The sequence below is a fragment of the Micromonospora sp. NPDC003197 genome (genome assembly GCF_053590565.1).
Genome location: NZ_JBSFTE010000002.1, coordinates 351,091 through 368,207, shown reverse-complemented (window position 1 = coordinate 368,207; position 17,117 = coordinate 351,091). Strand labels below are relative to the sequence as shown.

Sequence of the window (17,117 nt, the reverse complement as noted above, 5' to 3'; positions counted from 1 at the left end):
GAGTACTACCCTCCGCCGCGCCGGTTGTTTCGCCAGTTCTTCCAGCCTCTACGGATCGCGGTGCCGATGAAGACCGCGGTCACGGCGACCGCCGAGATCGGATCGTTCGCCTTCGCGGAGCCGTTGTTGACGATCTTGCCGACGTCCTTGGCCACGGCCGACGTGGCGTTGGCGGTCTTGGCCCGCGCCTCGCTCTCCTCCGACGTACGGTCCTGGGCCTGCCGGCGACGCACCCGCTCGCCGGATTCGCCTTCCTCCACCCCGCCCGGGCGGCGGTTGAGGTCCGGCCCGCCGTAGATGTCGTCCCAGTTGCTGTACGGGTTGTCGTCATCGGCCCGGCCACCGCCACCGTTACCCCGTCCACCGCTGCCACCGCCGTCGCCGCCGGTCGGACAGTTGTGCACCAGGACGGGCGCGCTGGCGGCGAGGACGTAGTAGGTGTGGTCGTTGGCGACGGTGAGGTCCCGCATGTAGCGGTCGCCGACGAAGTTGCGGACCTTGGTGACCCGCTGGGTCGCGCCGGACGGGTCGACCAGGATCGACGAGTTGGCCTTCAGGTCGGCGGCGTTGCGCCACTGCTTGACCGACTGGTCCCAGAACGGGTGGTGCTGGGTGGTGTGCAGGGTGACGGTGCGCCCGTTGCTGGTCACCGCGACGTCGGTGAGGTCCGCGTCCCGGTTGAGGTGCAACGCCTCGACCTTGCGAGCGGTCGTCACCCCGGTCGTCGGGTCGGTCGCCTTGACCCGGTCGCCGACGTTGACGTCCTTGATCGGTCGGGTCGAGCCGTCCGCCATCAGGACCCGGGTGTTCGGGTCGAAGCTGTGCGTACAGCCGCTGCCGTTGTTCCTCGGTGCCCCGTCCGAGTCCGGTGGCCCCCGGCGGGAGGATCCGCCCTTGGCGAAGCCACCGAAGATCGCACCGATCCCGGCGCTCACCACCACACCGCTGGCGTCGACATGCCCGGTGAGCATGAACTGGCTCACCGCGTCGCCCACCCCACCACTGACCGCGCCACCGGCCGAGCGTCCGACGAAGGAGCCGGCGAACCCGCCGAGCTTGCTGGTGACGCCGGCCGCCAGTCGGCCACCGATCGCGCCACCGAACCCGCCCATCAGGCCCTGGAGGGCACCGGTGCCGGCGGAGCCCAGTACGTCGCCGAGGTCGTCGATGTCACCCTGGGCGGCGTCCTTGGCCACGTTGATCACGGCTGCCGCGCCGACCATGCAGGCCACCGCGCCTACCCCGGCGGTCGCCGCCGTACAGGCCAGGCCGGCGACGATTCCGGCTCCGATCGCCGCGACCTCCAGGATCGCGTTCTTGTGGTCCTTCACCCACTTCGCGGATGCGTGGTAGGCGTCCTTGACCTTGTTGACGGTCTTCTTGATGGCCCGGCTGGCCTTGGCCACCACCGCCTTGCCGGCCTGCTTGACCTTGTTGTAGATCCGTTTGACCTTTTGCTTGACCTTGGCGACCTTGTTGGACACCCACTTGCGTACCTGTTTGTACTTCTTCACCACCGCCTTCTTGACCTTGTGGTACGCGCGGGATACCGCCTTCTTGACCTTCTTTACGACCTTGCGGACCTTGTGGACGACCTTCTTGACCGCCTTCTTGACCTTCTTGACCGCCTTCTTGACCTTCTTGACGACCTTCTTGGCGACCTTCTTGACCGCCTTCTTGACCTTCTTTGCGGCCTTCTTGACCTTCTTGAAGATGCTCTTGATGCCCCACTCGCCGTCCGGGTCGGTCACCGTCATCGGGTTGTCGTCGGCGTAGGCGAACCGGTTCGCGCCGACCGAGTCCGGCACCGGGTCGACCTCGGCGTTGTCCCGGGTGTCGAACTGGCCGGTGTCGGTGTTGTACCAGCGGGTCAGCATGTTGACCCGGCCGGTCAGCCGGTCGGTCCACTCCGACTGGTAGCCGAGGTTTCCGATCATCCCGCTGGTGGCCAACACCCGGCCGAGCGGGTCGTAGGTCGTCGAGCCGGCCATCGTGGCCGCCGTCGGGTCGAGTTGACCGACCACATCGTCATGCTCGTCGGTCCAGGCGATCCGCTTCGTTCCCCCAGCCATCTCGCCGACCAGGTCGGCATCCGGGTCGCGGAGGTAGACGGCGGTACCGTCACCGGCCAGGTCGTTACCGGCCCCGCTGTAGGAGAAGCCCGCCCGGAGCACCCGGCCCAGCGCGTCGTAGTCGTACGTCTCCGCCCCGGACCCGCCGACCCCCTGGCTGCGGATCTGCCCGAAGGCATCCGTCTTCGTGGCCAGTGTCTCGCCACCACCGACCGTCGCCGCAAGGGTGCCCCGGGCCGTGTACTGGTAGGTGGTGCCCTTGTTGTCACCGACCAACTGGTTGCGCTCGTCGTAGCTGAACAGCCGGTCGCCGATCTGTACCCGGTTACCCGACTTGTCGTACGCGTAGACGGTCGTGGTGCTGCCCGCGCTCCACGAGGTCAGCCGGTCAGCAAGGTCGTACGTGTAGGTGTTGCTGGCCGAGCCGGCGAACCCACTGGTGGTCTTCGACGTCTCGTTTCCGTTCGCGTCGTACCCGTAGCTGATCTTTCCGACGGTAGCGCCGGCAGCAGACTTCACCTCGTCGGTGACGAGCCGGTGCAGCGGGTCGTAGCCGAAGGTACGGGTACCGCCGCCCGAGCCGTACGTGATGGTCTTGACCTGCGACATGTTGTCGTAGGTGTAGGCGGCCCGCACCCCCGCCGTGTCACTGGCGAGCAGGGCGAGGCGACCGGCCGCGTCGTAGTCGTACGACGTCGTCCCGGCAGCGTCGGTCCGCGAGGCGAGCAACCCGTCCAGGGTGTAGGTGAACGACGACGAGCCGGACGGACCGTTGGCCGACAACAGCATGTCCCGGTCGTCGTAGGTGAACGTGTTCGTTCCGGCCGGCGTCGTGGCCGAGGTGACCCGGCCGCCGATGTCGTAACCGAAGCTCCGCTCGCCGGTCGCGACCTCCGCACCCGCGCCGCTCTGCCGGATCATGTTGCCGTTCACGTCGTACTCGTAGTCGAGGGTGACCCCGCCGGGCAGGAACGCCCGGGTCTGGTCGCCGGCTGCGTTGTACGCCACGGTGAACGACCGGTCGGCCAGATCCCGGTACGTGGTGGTGGCCGGATCGATCTGGGACTCCGGCAGGCCCCACGTGTTGTACGTGGTCAGGTACGAATGCCCCCGACCGTCGGTGAACCGGGTCTGGTTACCGCCCGCGTCGTAGCCGAACGAAGTGGTGATCGAGTCCGAGCCGCTGATCGGCTGCACCGCGGAGGTGAGCAGACCGGTCGGGTCGTAGGTGAACGTGGTGGTGCTGCCCCGGGCATCGGTGCTGGCAATGACGTTGCCGGCCGCGTCGTACCGGTCCGACTCGCTCTGCAACAGGGTGCCGGTGGCGGAGTACGACTTCTCGGCGATCTCCCGACCGGTCATGTCGTACTCGGTGGTGTGGTAGTTGCCGTCCGGCTGGGTGATCCGGGTCTGCTCACCGGCCCCGTTGTAGGTGTAGGTGGTCCGGTTGTTCGCCGCATCGGTGACCGACAGCGTCTCACCCGCCGCGTTGTAGGTCATCGAAGTCGTCGCACCCGCCGGCGTCGTCGCCGACGTCAGCAACCCGTTGCTGCCGTACGTGTACCGCGTGGTGTACGCCGCCCCGGTCTGCCGCACCACATCCGTGGTGGTGAGCTGGTTGCCCAGGTAGTCGTAGGTGGCGGTCGACTTCGCCCCGGTCGGGTCAATCATCGACAACTGGTCGCCCAGCGGGTCGTACGTGTAGGTCGTCACCCCCTGGTTCGGGTCGGTGACCTTCGTGACCCGACTGAACTGGTCGTAGGCGTACCGGGTGATCCGGCCCAGCGCGTCGGTGCTGCTGGTCAACTGCCCCAGAGCGTCGTAGGCGTTGGTGGTCACCGGCGTGATCGGGGTGGTCGAGCCCGGCGGGGTGTAGCTGGGCATTCGGTTGGCGACCTCGCGCCCCTCCGCGTCGTACTCGGTGACGACCACGTTGCCGTTCGGGTCCCGGGACTCCACCTCCATCCCGAAGGTGTCGTAGCCGGTGTACGAGATCGGCCGCACCAGCGCCGCGCCGCCACCGCTGGGCTCGCTCTGCACGGCCGGGGCGACGGTGACGGTCGGGCGACCGGCCTCGTCGTAGTCGTAGTTGGTGACGTTGCCGTTCGGGTCGGTCATCGCCCGAGCCAGGCCGTCGGCGTCCAGTTTGTAGCTGGTCCGGATCACGCCCGCGTCAGCGGCCGGCGCGGTGCCAGCATGCACCTTGCCGATCTCGGCTGCGGTCAACACCCGGGAGTACGCCTGGACGTCGCTGATGCCGCCCTTCCAGTAGTCACCCCGCTCGGCGTTGTAGATGCCGGCCCCGATGAGCAGCGGGCCCTGGGTGGTGAACGGCGTGACGTGCGCCGAGCTGCCCTCCTTCACCCCGTTGACGTAGAGGCTCAGCGCGCCGGTCGTCGCGTCGTAGACGCCGGCCAGGTGGGTCCAGGTGTTCAGCGCCGGAACGCTGGTCGAGTTCGCCGCCGTACCACCGGCGTCCGGTACGTCGGCGTACTTCATGACGAACCGCCAGCGGTTGTTCGAGTTGTCGTACCGCAGCTCGAACGAACTCTGCAGCTCTCCAGTGGTGGCGAGCACCTTGCGTCGGGCGGTGTTGTCGGTGAGTTTCACCCAGGCCGCCACGGTGAAGCTACGCGCGCTGTCCACCGCCGGACTGTCCGTGGCCAGGTAGGAGGTGGTGCCGTTGAAACTCGCCGCGCCGCCCCGCTCGGTGTTCCAGGTGACGTCCGTGGCGGCGGCCGGGTTGTTGCCCGCCGTGTCCTTCGCCGTGGCGCCGGCGGTCTGGTTGAGCCGCCAGCGGCCGACCGGGGTCATCAGCGAGTTGTGCGTCGTCTCGGCGACGACCCGGCCCATCGGGTCGTACATCGTCTCGGACATGGCCAGCACACCCGTCGGATCCGAGAGCGTCTCGGCCACCAGGTTGTCGTCGCGCGAGTAGTTGTAGCTGATGGTCCGCTTCAGGCCGGTCGGGTCCAGCGTCGAGGAGGTCGGCCGGCCGGCGGCGTCGACGGCGTACGTGGTGGTGGAGGTGCTGTTCTGGGTCTTCTGCGAGATCAGGTTGCCGGCCCCGTCGTAGCTGTCCTCCTGGACTACGAACGATGCCCCGGTCGTCGGGTCCTTCCGGACCACCTTCGCGGTCAGGCCGTTGTCGGTGTAGGTGAAGGCGGTCACCCAGCCCATGGCGTCGGTCTGGGTGGCCAGCCGACCGGCCGGGTCGTAGCTGCGGGACTCCACGATCAGGTCGGTCGCGGGGCTGGGGTTGTTGGGATCGCCGATGTAGCCGACCAGCGTCGAGGTGAGCAGGTTACCCGTCGGGTCGTAGCTGGACCGGATCTCGCCACCATCGGCGTCGAGTTCCTTGATCGGGTTGCCGTACGCGTCGTACTCGAACCGGGTGGTCTTGCCGGTGGCGTCGGTCGTGCTGACCTGCTGCCCGTACGCGTTGTAGGTCGTCTTCTCCGTACGGGACGCGTCGCCGCCGGTCAGGTCGGCGATCGTCTGCGTCACGACCAGCCCGTCGACGTCGTACACCGTCGTGGTGACCGGGGTGTGCACGGCTCCGGTGACCCGGTTGGTGGTCGCCGGGTCGGTCCGCTTCACCAGCCGGCCCAGCTTGTCGTACTCGTAGGCGGTCACCAGACCGGCCGGGAAGGTGTCGGTCGTCTCAGTCTCGGTCGCCAGCCGGCCGAGCCCGTCGTAGCGGTACGTGGTGACCTTCCCGACCGGGTCGGTCACCTTTGCCACATCGCCGTTCGCGTAGTAGACGACCGACTGCACCGCCCCGCCCGGCGTGGTCACCGACATCGGCAGTCCGACCGGTGCGTACCCGCCGTCGAACGCCGGCACGGTGGTGCCGTCGGTGAACGCGGTCCGGGTCACCCGACCCAACGGGTCGGTGGTCGAGATCTGGTTGCCCTTCGCGTCGTAGGCGTACGTGGTCAGGTAGGTGTTGTCGGTGGCCGACGCCGACCGCCCGTCCCGGACGGTAAGCAGGACGTCGTTACGCGGATCCGGGGTCAGCGCGGTGCTGGTCGCGTCCGGGTAGTACGTGAAGTACACCGTCGAGCACCGACTGGCCGCCTGGTCCTGGCAGGTGGTGTGGGAGACGATGTTGCCCCGCACGTCGTGCTCGGTGGTGGTGACGTTGCCGTTCGGGTCGGTAACGGTACGCAGGAAGCCGCGCACGTCGTAGCCGTACTTCGTCTCGTTGCCCAGCGCGTCGGTCTCGGTGACCTGCCGCCCGGTGGCCACGTCGTAGACGTTGGTCAGCGTCCGACCACCCGGGTCGGTCACCGTCACCGTCTTCGCCGGCACGCCCGCCGTCTCGCCGCGCGCCGCGAACTGCGCCGCCGCCTGGGCCTCCGACAACTGCGTACGGTAGAACGCCACCTCGGCTATGTCGCCCTGGAAGTAGGTGGGGTAACCGGTGTTGCTGCCGGTGTTGTTCAGCGTCTGGTCCGGCCAGACCCCGCCGAGGAAACCGGCACCCACGTAGACCTGGTTCTGGCCGGTGTGTCCGATGGTGGATGCCTTGGTCTCGATGAGTTCACCGTCGAGGTACATCGACTGGGTGGTCGTGCCGGCGGCCAGCACCACGTGGTGCCACTGCCCGTCGGCCACGCTGGCCTCGCTGCTGAACATGCCGCTGGAGGAGCGGTAGAACTGGCCGTGCAGCTTGCCGCTGGCACCGATGTAGAGCGCCGGGGTGTATCCGGCTGCCGTTTCGGCGGTGCTGATCTGGTCGCTCTGGTAGCTGAACAGCGTCCGGTTGCCGGACGTCGTACGGAACCAGAGGCTGATCGACTGCGGGCCGCTGGTCGGCACGTACCCGTCGGCCAGCTTGAGGTACGACGAGGTGCCGTCGAAGGTGGCCACCGAGGCGTCGCCGAACGGGCCGCCGGTGGTGCCGAGGGTCACCGCGTTGTAGGTGGCCCTGCTGCCGTTGACCTCGTTGATGGCGTCGGTGGTGCCGGTCTCGCCGAACCGCCAGTAGTCGGCCGGACCGCCGCCGAGCACCGTGCCGGCGTACACCTGGCTGGATCCGGAGACCGTCGGCCGGTTCAGCTTCCAGACCCCGCCGTTGGCGTCGGTGACCTGGGTGACCATGCCGGTGGCGCTGTCGTAGGCGATGGTGGCCGACGGGTTGCCCGAGGGCCGGATCACCGAGGTGAGCGGGCGGGCCACCTTCGTCGCGGTGGCGTGGATCGTGGCCACCTCGTCGGCGGTCAACGACCGGTCGAAGAGCGCCGCGTCGCTGACCGTGCCCTTGAGGTACGCGGCGTGACCGGCGTCGCTGGCGCCACCGCTGTAGTGCGGTTGGTCGGGCCAGACGCCCCCGAGGAAGCCGGCACCGACATACATGTTCGCCGTGCTGTAGGCGTTGATGGTCTGGATCGCGCCGGTCTTGGTGCCGACCAGCGCGCCGTCCAGGTACATCCACTGCTTGTTACCGGCCGCGGTGAGCACGACGTGGTGCCACTGCCCGTCGGCCACCGAGCCGGTGGTGGCGATCGGGTTGATGCTGTTGTCCCAGAACTGGCCGCGTAGCTTGCCGCTGGTGCTGATGTAGAGCGCCGGGGTGTAGTTGCCGGCCGTGGTCGCGCCGCCGGTGACCGGATCGGCCTGGTAGCTGAAGAGCGGCCCCTGGTCACCGGCGTTCGCCTTGAACCACATGCTGACCGCGAGGTTGGTGGCCGCGCCGGAGAGCTCGGCGGGCAGCCGAACCAGGGAGGAGGTGCCGTTGAACCCGGCCGCCTTCGCCGTGGAGCCCGGCAGCGGGCCGGTCTGGCCCAGCGTCACATCGGTGTACGTGCTGGCGTCGGTGCCCTGGTTGTCGAGCATCTCGCTGTTCGCGGTCGTACCGGACCGTTCGTCGAGCCGCCAGTACGACTTGGGCGCGGCGTTCATCAGGGTGGTCGGATAGAGCGATCCGGTCCCGTAGGTGTACGTGGTGCACGCCGTGGTCGACGTCGGCGGGCAGACCTTCGTCAGCTGGTCACCGGTGTAGCCGTACTGCCAGGTGGCGGCGGTGTCCGGTACGCCGGGGGTGGCCGGGTCGGTGGTGACGGTGGCGACGTGTGCGGCGCTGGCTCCGGACGGGGTGCTCCAGGTCAGGTGCAACGCCCGCCCGGCGGCTGACCGGATGGTGGCCAGCCGGTTCGCGCTGTCGTAGAGGAACGTCTCGGTACGTCCCTGCGCGTCGGCGATCGAGGTGACCCCGTAGCGTCCGGCGACCCCGGTGGCGGCGGTGAACGTGTAGGTGGTGCCGTCCTTGTCGACCATGCGGTAGCCGCCGGTCACGGCGGTGAAGGTGGCGAACCGGCCCAGCGGCGGGGCGAACGAGCCGTCGGTGTTGCGGCCGAAGGCGACGTCCTGCCCGCCGGGGTAGGTGACCACCACGGTCTGCAGCACCCCGGCGGCATCCCGCTGCTCGGTGGCCCGGGTGTCGGCGAGGCTGGACCAGCCCGCACCGAAGGCCAGGTCGACCCGGGGGTCCTGGCTGTTGTACGACCGGACGATCGACAGTGCCGGCCCGACCGTGGCGATGGCGGCGTCGGTCGCCGAGGTGGTGTAGTTGGCCACGCTCGGCTCGAAGCCCTGCCCACCGTTCTGCCCGAGCCCGGAGGTGATCAGGGGCTGCGGCACCGGGGTGGTCAACGTGTTGATGGTCTGCGAGGAACTGGTGAGGGAGCCGTCGCTGGCCAGCACCGTCCAGTGGTACGTCTGTCCCCAGGCCAGGGTGCCCGAGGGCACCACCCAGCTACGCGACGAGGTCGCGCCAGACTCCTTGATCTTGTTGCCGGCCTTGTTGTACAGAGCGAAGTTGTAGGTCAGCGGGGTCGCGGCGTTGTCCGGGTCGTGTGCCGCGACCAGCAGCTCCGGCGTCAGGCTGGAGACCGCGTCCCCGTCCGGCGGGTACTGCGCGTCCACCTGCGGGGGTGCCCCGGCGGTGTAGGTCACCTGGAGGTACGGGCTGCGGCCGGCCGGACCGTTACGCGAGGTGAAGCGCTTCCACTGGGTGATGTCGGTCTGCGACGCGGACACCGCCAGCCCGTTGTTGGTGCCACCCGCCGCCCAACTCTGGAACGTGCCGACGGTCAGCGGCACGGTCATCCAGGTGCCGATGCTCCGGTCACCGCCGGTGTTGGTGCAGGCCGCGCCGGGATTGGCGGTGACCGAGCCGATCGACGCGCCGAACGACGGGCCGGGGTAGCTGGTCACCCCCGACTCGGTCCAGGACTGGGTGATCGGGTGCACGGTGAACGGCTTCGCGGTGCAGGTGCCCGCCCAGGAGGTGAAGATCTTCAGGGACACGGCGGAGATCTGCGCGCCGCCGTACGCCTGCGCGAAGTTGTTGAAGTGCAGGAACGAGTGCGCCTTCGCCGTGCCGTTCCAGGTGCCGGCCAGCAGTTCGTTCTCGCTGCCGTGGTTACCGCTCTGCGTCGAGTAGGCGTAGGTGTCGCCGGTGTTGGCGAAGTTGGTGGTCGGGTCGACGGTCACCGGGAACACCCGGGCCGGGTCCCGCAGCCAGCCCGCGTCGATGGTCACCTTCAGTGCCGGGCCACCCGCGTTCACCAGTTCGTAGCGCACCCCGTAGGAGCGGGTGAACGCACCGTTCTGCGGGTCGAACCGCGAGTCCTCCATGTAGCCGGCCGGGATGGTGGCCCGCACCGTCCCTTTCCGGTCGTGCAGGGTGACCGAGCCGTCAGCGGCCAGCTTCGGGGTGAGGCCCCGCAGTCGCATCGGGAAGACGTACGAGGTCGGCGCGTCGGCCGAGCGCAGGACGATGGACTCCTTCACCTCCGTCGCCCGCGACTCGAACCGCAGGTCCACGCCGGGCAACGCGTTGGTGTAGGTGACGGTGTCCCCGGTCACCACCGGTGCCACCTTCGCCGCCCCCGCGAGCGCGTAGGAGACCGTGTGGCTGGCGTCGACCTCGACCGTCGTCAGATTGGGGTCGTCGGCCCGAGGGGCGAAGTCCAATCCGACCGAGTTGGACCGCTGCCGGTACCGGCCGTTCGCGCTCCGGCTCAGGTTCGGATCGATCGGGGCCCACTTGCCGTCGGCGCGCTGGTAGTTGACCGGCAGCTCGTGGACCTTGCGGGTGTAGGAGCCGTCCGGGTTCTCGTACAGGTCGGAGGTTGCCGAGGCAGCGTCGGCGACCCGCCGGCTCTTCGTCGGGCTGAAGCTGGCATCGTCGCCGACCGTGGCGGTCACCGACGCGCGCCCCCGTTGCCGCGTCGGTGGCTCGTACGCGTCTACCGCACCGATGCCCTTGCCGGCGGGCAGCCCGTTGCCTCGGCCTTCTCGGGTGTCCGCGTACGAGGCGGTCTCCGGCCCCCGCTTCGCTCCCCATGGCTGCACCGGTAGCCCGGTGATCAGCGGAGCCGCCGCCGCCCGAGCCGTCCGCAGCGCCGACCACAACCAGCCCAGCGGGAACGGGTCGGGGCCGGGCTCGGTCTTGGTCGGTGTGACGAAGCCGAGCAGCATCACAGCCGCCGTGACGATCGCGATCCGACGTGTGAGGCGGCCGGCGTCCCGTTTTACTGGCCGCCGGACACGCCGCTGGTAACCCCCCATGACGGAGCCTTCCTTCAGCACCCCCGCAAAGCTTGGCGGTAAGTTTCAGGGCTGCGAAGTCGGCGTTCAATCGATGTATCGAAATTTTGAGTATTTCTTGAGTTTCAGTACGGCCAGCCGCGGAGGAACTGCAACCCGAGCAGGAAGCTGACCACGGCCGGGCCGGCGATCAGCGTCAACGCCGACACCCGGTAGTCGATCCGGTACCGAAGCAGCTCCAGGCCGTTGAGCAGCATGATCACACCGGCCAGCATCATGAACCCGCCCCACCAGGCGGTCTCACCGAAGTCGATTACGTCCGCCACCAGCAACTGCAACGTCACGCCGACGGCGGTTCCGGCGAGCGCCAAACAGGCGATGGTGCGGTGCAGAGCCCGGGCCAGGGGATGCACCGGTCGCCACAGATAGGTGCCGGCAACGGCCAGGGTCGGCAGCACGATCATGAGCGGCCAGCACCGACCCATCACGCCGAACATGAGAAGCGCCCCGACGGCGAAGACGTGGCTGCCGACCCACACCACGAGATATCCGGTGAAGCTCCGGCCGCCACCCCGGGTCAGCAGCGGCCCGCCGGTCGCCGCGATCAGGGCACCGGGCACCAGGATGAAGCCCGCCCACCAGTGGAACCGTCCAGTCGACTGGGCGACGATCGTCACCGCTGCCACGGCCAGAGCCGCCACGCCCACACTGACCAGCCAAGCAACCGAAGTCCGAGAGGTGACTGGCGACGTAGTCCGTATCTCTGAGGTCACCCTCTGACTCTGCCCGGTGAAGCCGCCTGGGACCATCCGGCCAGCCCTACCTTCGGAGGGCTGGCCAGCATCAGGAAGGCCGGCGAGACCGACTCGAACTCGGCCGGGGCGGGCTAGAAGTCGCCGCCGAAGTCCCCGCCACCAAAATCGCCACCGCCGAAGCCACCACCGAAGTCTCCGCCGCCAAAGTCCCCACCGCCGCCGAAGTCACCACCATCGGCACCAAAGTCCCCGCCGTCGGCGTAACCGTCCTGGTAACCGGCGTCGTAGCCGTAGCCCGGGTCGGCGAAGGCGGGCGAGAAGAGCGCGTCGGCGATCAGCATGCCGCCGAGTACCCCGGCACCGGCAGCCAGACCGGTCTTCCACCACGGCGTCGAATACCAGCCCGACGGCACCGGCCGCCCCTGCATCCGACCACCCGGGTAGTAGTACGGCGTCGCCGCGCCCGGCTGCGGACCGGCCCGGAAGACCTGCCCCTGCACGTTCACCTCGCGAGGCACGGTGACCGCCCCGGCACCCCGGGCGGCGGCCAACTGCGGCAGCTCCGGGCCGGGATCGATCCCGAGCGCGGTACGAGCCGCCCGAATGTAGGCCAGGCCCTCCAGAGCGGTCTCCCGGGCCAGCTCGTACTGCCGAACCGTGCGTGCCTGCTCCAACTGCCCACCGGCGGCGGTGTACCGCTCCCCCGCGTCGGCGAGCGCCTGCCGCACCGCCGGCTCGTCGCCGTGCAGGCCCATCACCTGGCCGCCCAGCCGCTCGTACCAGCGCTGCGCGTCGGCCCGGGCATCCGCCAGCGCCCGCGCCTGCCGGGCCGCGGTCTCCCGCCGCAACCACACCAGGAGGCCGACGACCAGCACCAGGAACAGAAGGAACAGAACCCACTTCATGAGTACGACGGTAGCTCCGTCCGCCCACCCCGTCGGCGAGCCAGCGAGCCAGGTCACAGTCTGGCCGTACCGGGCTGGCATGCTCGACGGGTGGATGCTTCGACGGTGGCCGTGGTGATCTGCTGCCTCGGGGCGGGTGGAACCATCGGTTGGCTGGCCGCCCGCGCCCGGTCGGCGACCGAGATCGCCCGGCTCGACGCCACCCTGCAGGCCACCCGCGATGGCGAGGGGCGGCTGGAGCAGTCGATGCGCGCCCTGTCGTACGAGGCGACGGCGCAGTCCCAGGAGGCGGTGGCCCGGGCGGTCGCGCCGCTACACGAGTCGCTGCGCCGCTACGAGCAGCGCATCGCGGAACTGGAACGCGACCGGGTGAACGCCTACGCCGAGCTACGCGAGCAGGTACGCGCCATGGGCACCGTCTCCGGCGAACTACGCACCGAGACCAAACAGCTGGTGGCGGCGCTGCGCGCACCCCAGGTACGCGGCCGGTGGGGCGAGCACCAACTACGCCGCATCGTCGAGGCGGCCGGCCTGCTGGAGCACTGCGACTTCGACGAGCAGGTGACCGCCGCCACCGACCACCAGGGGGTACGCCCCGACCTGGTGGTCCGGCTGCACGGCGGCCGCTCGGTGGTGGTGGACGCGAAGGCGCCCTTCGACGCGTACCTGACCGCCATGGAGGCCCGCGACGAACGCGGCCGGGACAGTCAACTCGACGCGCACGCCCGACACCTGCGGGCCCACGTGGACTCGTTGGCGGCCAAGTCCTACTGGTCGGCGTTCGAGCAGACCCCCGAGTTCGTGGTCCTGTTCGTTCCGGCCGACCCGTTCCTCGACGTCGCGTTGCAACGTGACCCGACGCTGCTGGAGTACGCCTTCGCCCGCAACGTGGTGCTGGCCACCCCGGCCACCCTGGTCGCGCTGCTGCGTACCGTGGCGTACACCTGGCGGCAGGAGGCGCTGGCCCGCAACGCGGTCGCCGTACACGCCCTGGCCCGGGAGCTGTACGGCCGGCTCGCCACCCTCGGCGAGCATGTGTCCAAGTTGGGCGGGGCGCTGGGTGGGGCGGTGACCGCGTACAACAAGGCGGTCGGCTCCCTGGAGGCCCGGGTGCTGGTCAGCGCCCGTAAACTCGCCGATCTGGGTGTCTCCGGCGACCAGCTGTCCACACCGGCCCAGGTCGAGATAACGCCACGCCAACCGCAGGCACCAGAGTTGGTCGATGAGCCGGAGAGGTCCCTATAGCCGGTCCGATCGATCTGGGCCATCAGATCGGCGGCCACTAATTGTGATTCTCCTGTCACGACTCCGCGCTGGTCGCACAGATTCCTATCACGGGCCAGTCACAAAGTAACCGGCCAGTAGTGACAGTCATTCCGGCAACCCGGAAGATGCGGCTCACACGTGCCCTGCATCTAAGGGCCCTGTTCTCTGGAGGAAGAGAACGTGAGTAGACCCCGCACCTGGAGTCGGCGTACCTCCGCCGGGCTCCTCGCGTCGGTCGTGGCGGCCGGGGCCATGACCCTGACGGGTGGTGCTGCCGCGAGCGCCAGCCCACCGAGCGAGACCGACGTGCCGAAGGCCAATCCGGCCAATGCCCTGGGTTCCCGCGACGCAAAGCTCCTGGCCGAGGCGAAGGCCAAGGGCGACCAGTCGGTGACGCTGATCGTCGCCACCGATCAGGGTGAGGCCGACGACGTCGCCACTGGGCTGGCCCGGCTCGGCGGCACCGTCAGCCGCCAGTTCGACTCGGTTGGCTACCTGCTGGCCAAGGTGCCCACCGGGATGGTGACCCAGGCCGCCACGCTGCCCGGTGTGGCCGCCATCGACCTGGACGAGGCCGTACCGCTGCCCGACCCGGCACCGGGCGACCGGACCGACGTCAGCACCGCCCGGAAGGCACCGGCCCCGGCACCGGGAACGACCGCTCCCGGTACGGACACGCCGGCCGTGAACCCGTTCATGCCGACGCACGAGACCGGCGCGGTGTCGTTCAAGCAGCGGAACCCGCAGTGGGACGGGCGGGGCGTGACGATCGGCATCATGGACTCCGGTGTCGACGTGGCCCACCCGGCGCTGCAGACCGCCACCACCGGCGAGCGCAAGATCGTCGACTGGGTCACCGCGACCGACCCGCTGGAGGACGCAAGCTGGCGTCCGATGCTCACCGAGGTGACCGGACCGACCTTCACCGTCGGCACCCAGACCTGGAAGGCCCCGGCCGGCAGCTACCGGTTCAACCGGTTCGCCGAGTCGATCACCGCAGCCAGCGCCCCGGCCGGGGACATCAACCGCGACGGTGACACCACCGACACCTTCGGCATCCTGTACGACGCGGTGAGCCACGACATCCGGGTGGACACCAACCAGAACTTCGACTTCACCGACGACGCTGTCATGCGGCCGTACAAGGAGAAGTTCGACATCGGCTACTTCGGGACCGACAACGTGGCCACCGAGATCAGCGAGCGGATCCCGTTCGTGGTCGAGTACCGCGAGGACGTGGACACCACCCCGGCCGGCGGGCCCGGCCTGGTCGACTACGTGAGCATCGGCCTGTCGGAGAGCGCACACGGCTCGCACGTCGCCGGCATCACCGCCGCCAACGACATGTTCGGCAACGCCGCCTTCGACGGTGCCGCACCCGGCGCGAAGCTGGTCTCCGCCCGGGCCTGCTCCTGGGGTGGCGGCTGCACCTACGCGGCACTGACCACCGGCATGGTCGACCTGATCGTCAACCGGGGCGTCGACGTCGTCAACATCTCGATCGGCGGCCTGCCGGCGCTCAACGACGGCAACAGCGCCCGGTCGGTGCTCTACAACCGGCTGATCCAGGACTACGGCGTGCAGATCTTCATCTCGGCCGGTAACAGCGGGCCGGGTGTGAACACCATCGGCGACCCGTCGGTGACCAGCAACGTGGTCTCCGTCGCCGCCAGCGCCAGCCGGGAGAGCTGGCTGGCCAACTACGGCTCGGCGGTGCGTACGCCGAACAACCTGCAGCCGTTCTCCTCCCGCGGTCCGCGTGAGGACGGTGGCTTCAAGCCGAACATCACCGCCCCGGGTTCGGCCATCTCCACCACGCCGACCTGGCTGCCGGGTGTCCCGGTCGCCGAGGCGGGCTACCCGCTGCCGGCGGGCTACCAGATGCTCCAGGGCACCTCGATGGCCTCCCCGCAGGCCACCGGTGCCGCCGCGCTGCTGCTCTCGGCCGCCAAGGCCACGCAGGGTGGGGTCACCCCGGCCGCGCTGCGCCGGGCGATCTACACCTCGGCCAAGCCGATCAAGAACGTCTCGGTACACGGCCAGGGCAACGGTCTGTTCGACGTCAACGGAGCCTGGAAGTTGCTCGCCCGGGGCGTCGAGACCCGCAACTACGAGCTGACCGTCCCGGTCTGCACGCCGATCTCCAACCTGCTCGCCACCCCGCACCAGGGCACCGGCCTCTACAACCGGTGTGCCGCCACGGACGGTGGCCAGCGGCCGGGTGCCACCAAGAAGTACGCCATCAAGGTCACCCGGACGAGCGGTCCGAACAAGACGGTCAAGCACAAGCTCAACTGGGTCGGCAACGACGGCACGTTCCGTAACGCGCCGAAGACGCTGAACCTGCCGCTGAACAAGACCGTCACGTTCTACGTGGAGGCTCGGGGCGGGGTCGGCGTGCACGCCGCCATCCTGCGCATCGACGACCCGAAGACCTCCGTCGTCGACTTCGAGATGCCCGCCACGGTCGTGATCGGTGAGGACACCAAGTCGCCGAACCACGCCATCACGGCCAGCGGCTCGATCGAACGCAACAGCACCACGTCCTACTTCGTCACGGTGCCTGCCGGTGCCGGGTCGTTGCAGGTCAACCTCTCCGGCATCGCCACCGGATCGCAGACCCGGTTCATCGCGATCAACCCGTACGGCGTGCCGGCCGACCCCACCGCCACCACCCAGTGCTACACCAACTACTCCGACCCAGCTGTCTGCAAGCCGCAGGAGCGGTCGTACGACAACCCGATCCCGGGTGTCTGGGAGATCGAGGTGGAGGCTCGGCGTACCTCGCCGGCGCTGGACAACCCGTACCAGCTGCTGGCCCGGGTGCAGGGCGTGACGGTGGAGCCGGCGACGATCGAACTGCCCAGCGTGCCGGCCAACCAGGCGACCCCGGTCAGCTGGTCGTTGAAGAACAACTACGGTCCGGTCACCGTCACCGGTGTCGGCGGTGCGCTCTCCAGCATCGCCACCCGCCGGCCGACGATCGCCGAGGGGACCGTCCAGGAATACACCGTCGAGGTGCCGGCCGGGGCGACCACCTTCACCGCCCGGATCGGCAACCCCGGCAACCTGGCCGCCGACCTGGACCTGCGGGTCTTCCGGGGTACGACCCTGGTCGGCCAGGCCGCCGACGGCGACTCGGAGGAGGCGGTCACGATCGCCAACCCCGTCCCGGGCACCTACCGGGTGGTCGTTGACGGCTACGCCGTGGACGGGGCGGGCGGCAGCACCGCGTACGACTACCGGGACTCGTTCACCGCGTCGGCGCTCGGTTCGCTGTCGACCGCCAGCGGGTCGCTGACCCTGGCCAACGGTGCCACCGCCACGGTCGCCGGCTCGGTCACCGCCTCAGCTGCTTCGGCCGCCGGTCGGACGCTCTACGGCGAGCTGGCCGTACAGACCGACGAGGGCGCGATCATCGGTCGGGGTTCGGTGTCGATCGGCACCGTCTCCTGACGTACTGCTGCGCATAGCCACGGAGCCCGTTCCCCTGTGCAGGAACGGGCTCCGTGCCCTTTACCGGGGCGGTCTCGCGGACCCCGGCAGCGCGGTCTCGCGGA

5 protein-coding genes are annotated in these 17,117 nt (G+C 69.2%); 2 read left to right on the top strand and 3 right to left on the bottom strand.

The features are described from left to right. Nucleotides 1-5 precede the first annotated feature (5 nt). The 3 genes from ACWDV4_RS03900 to ACWDV4_RS03890 form a co-directional block, all read right to left on the bottom strand. On the bottom strand, nucleotides 6-10,652 hold the full coding sequence (locus ACWDV4_RS03900; protein ID WP_449974630.1) for a LamG-like jellyroll fold domain-containing protein: 10,647 nt from the start codon (nucleotides 10,650-10,652) through the stop codon (nucleotides 6-8). Between the two features lie 104 nt (nucleotides 10,653-10,756). Beyond that, nucleotides 10,757-11,332 carry a hypothetical protein gene (locus ACWDV4_RS03895; protein WP_449974629.1) on the bottom strand — a complete coding sequence of 192 codons (576 nt, stop codon included), beginning with the start codon at nucleotides 11,330-11,332 and terminating at the stop codon, nucleotides 10,757-10,759. A gap of 185 nt (nucleotides 11,333-11,517) precedes the next feature. Then, entirely contained in the window at nucleotides 11,518-12,291 is a 774-nt protein-coding gene (locus ACWDV4_RS03890; RefSeq protein WP_449974627.1) for a hypothetical protein, read from the bottom strand. A gap of 90 nt (nucleotides 12,292-12,381) precedes the next feature. On the opposite strand from ACWDV4_RS03890, the gene rmuC reads away from it, so the two are divergent. Then, on the top strand, nucleotides 12,382-13,536 hold the full coding sequence (gene rmuC / locus ACWDV4_RS03885; protein ID WP_449974626.1) for a DNA recombination protein RmuC: 1,155 nt from the start codon (nucleotides 12,382-12,384) through the stop codon (nucleotides 13,534-13,536). 201 nt (nucleotides 13,537-13,737) lie between these two features. Continuing rightward, nucleotides 13,738-17,013 (top strand): S8 family serine peptidase, encoded by a 3,276-nt coding sequence (locus tag ACWDV4_RS03880; RefSeq protein ID WP_449974624.1) that lies wholly within the window; start codon nucleotides 13,738-13,740, stop codon nucleotides 17,011-17,013. Nucleotides 17,014-17,117 lie beyond the last annotated feature (104 nt).

Excerpts from the sequence above, each read along its gene's own strand:
- ACWDV4_RS03890 (WP_449974627.1), bottom strand. The coding sequence starts at position 12,291 with ATGAAGTGGGTTCTGTTCCTTCTGTTCCTGGTGCTGGTCGTCGGCCTC.
- ACWDV4_RS03900 (WP_449974630.1), bottom strand. The coding sequence starts at position 10,652 with ATGGGGGGTTACCAGCGGCGTGTCCGGCGGCCAGTAAAACGGGACGCC.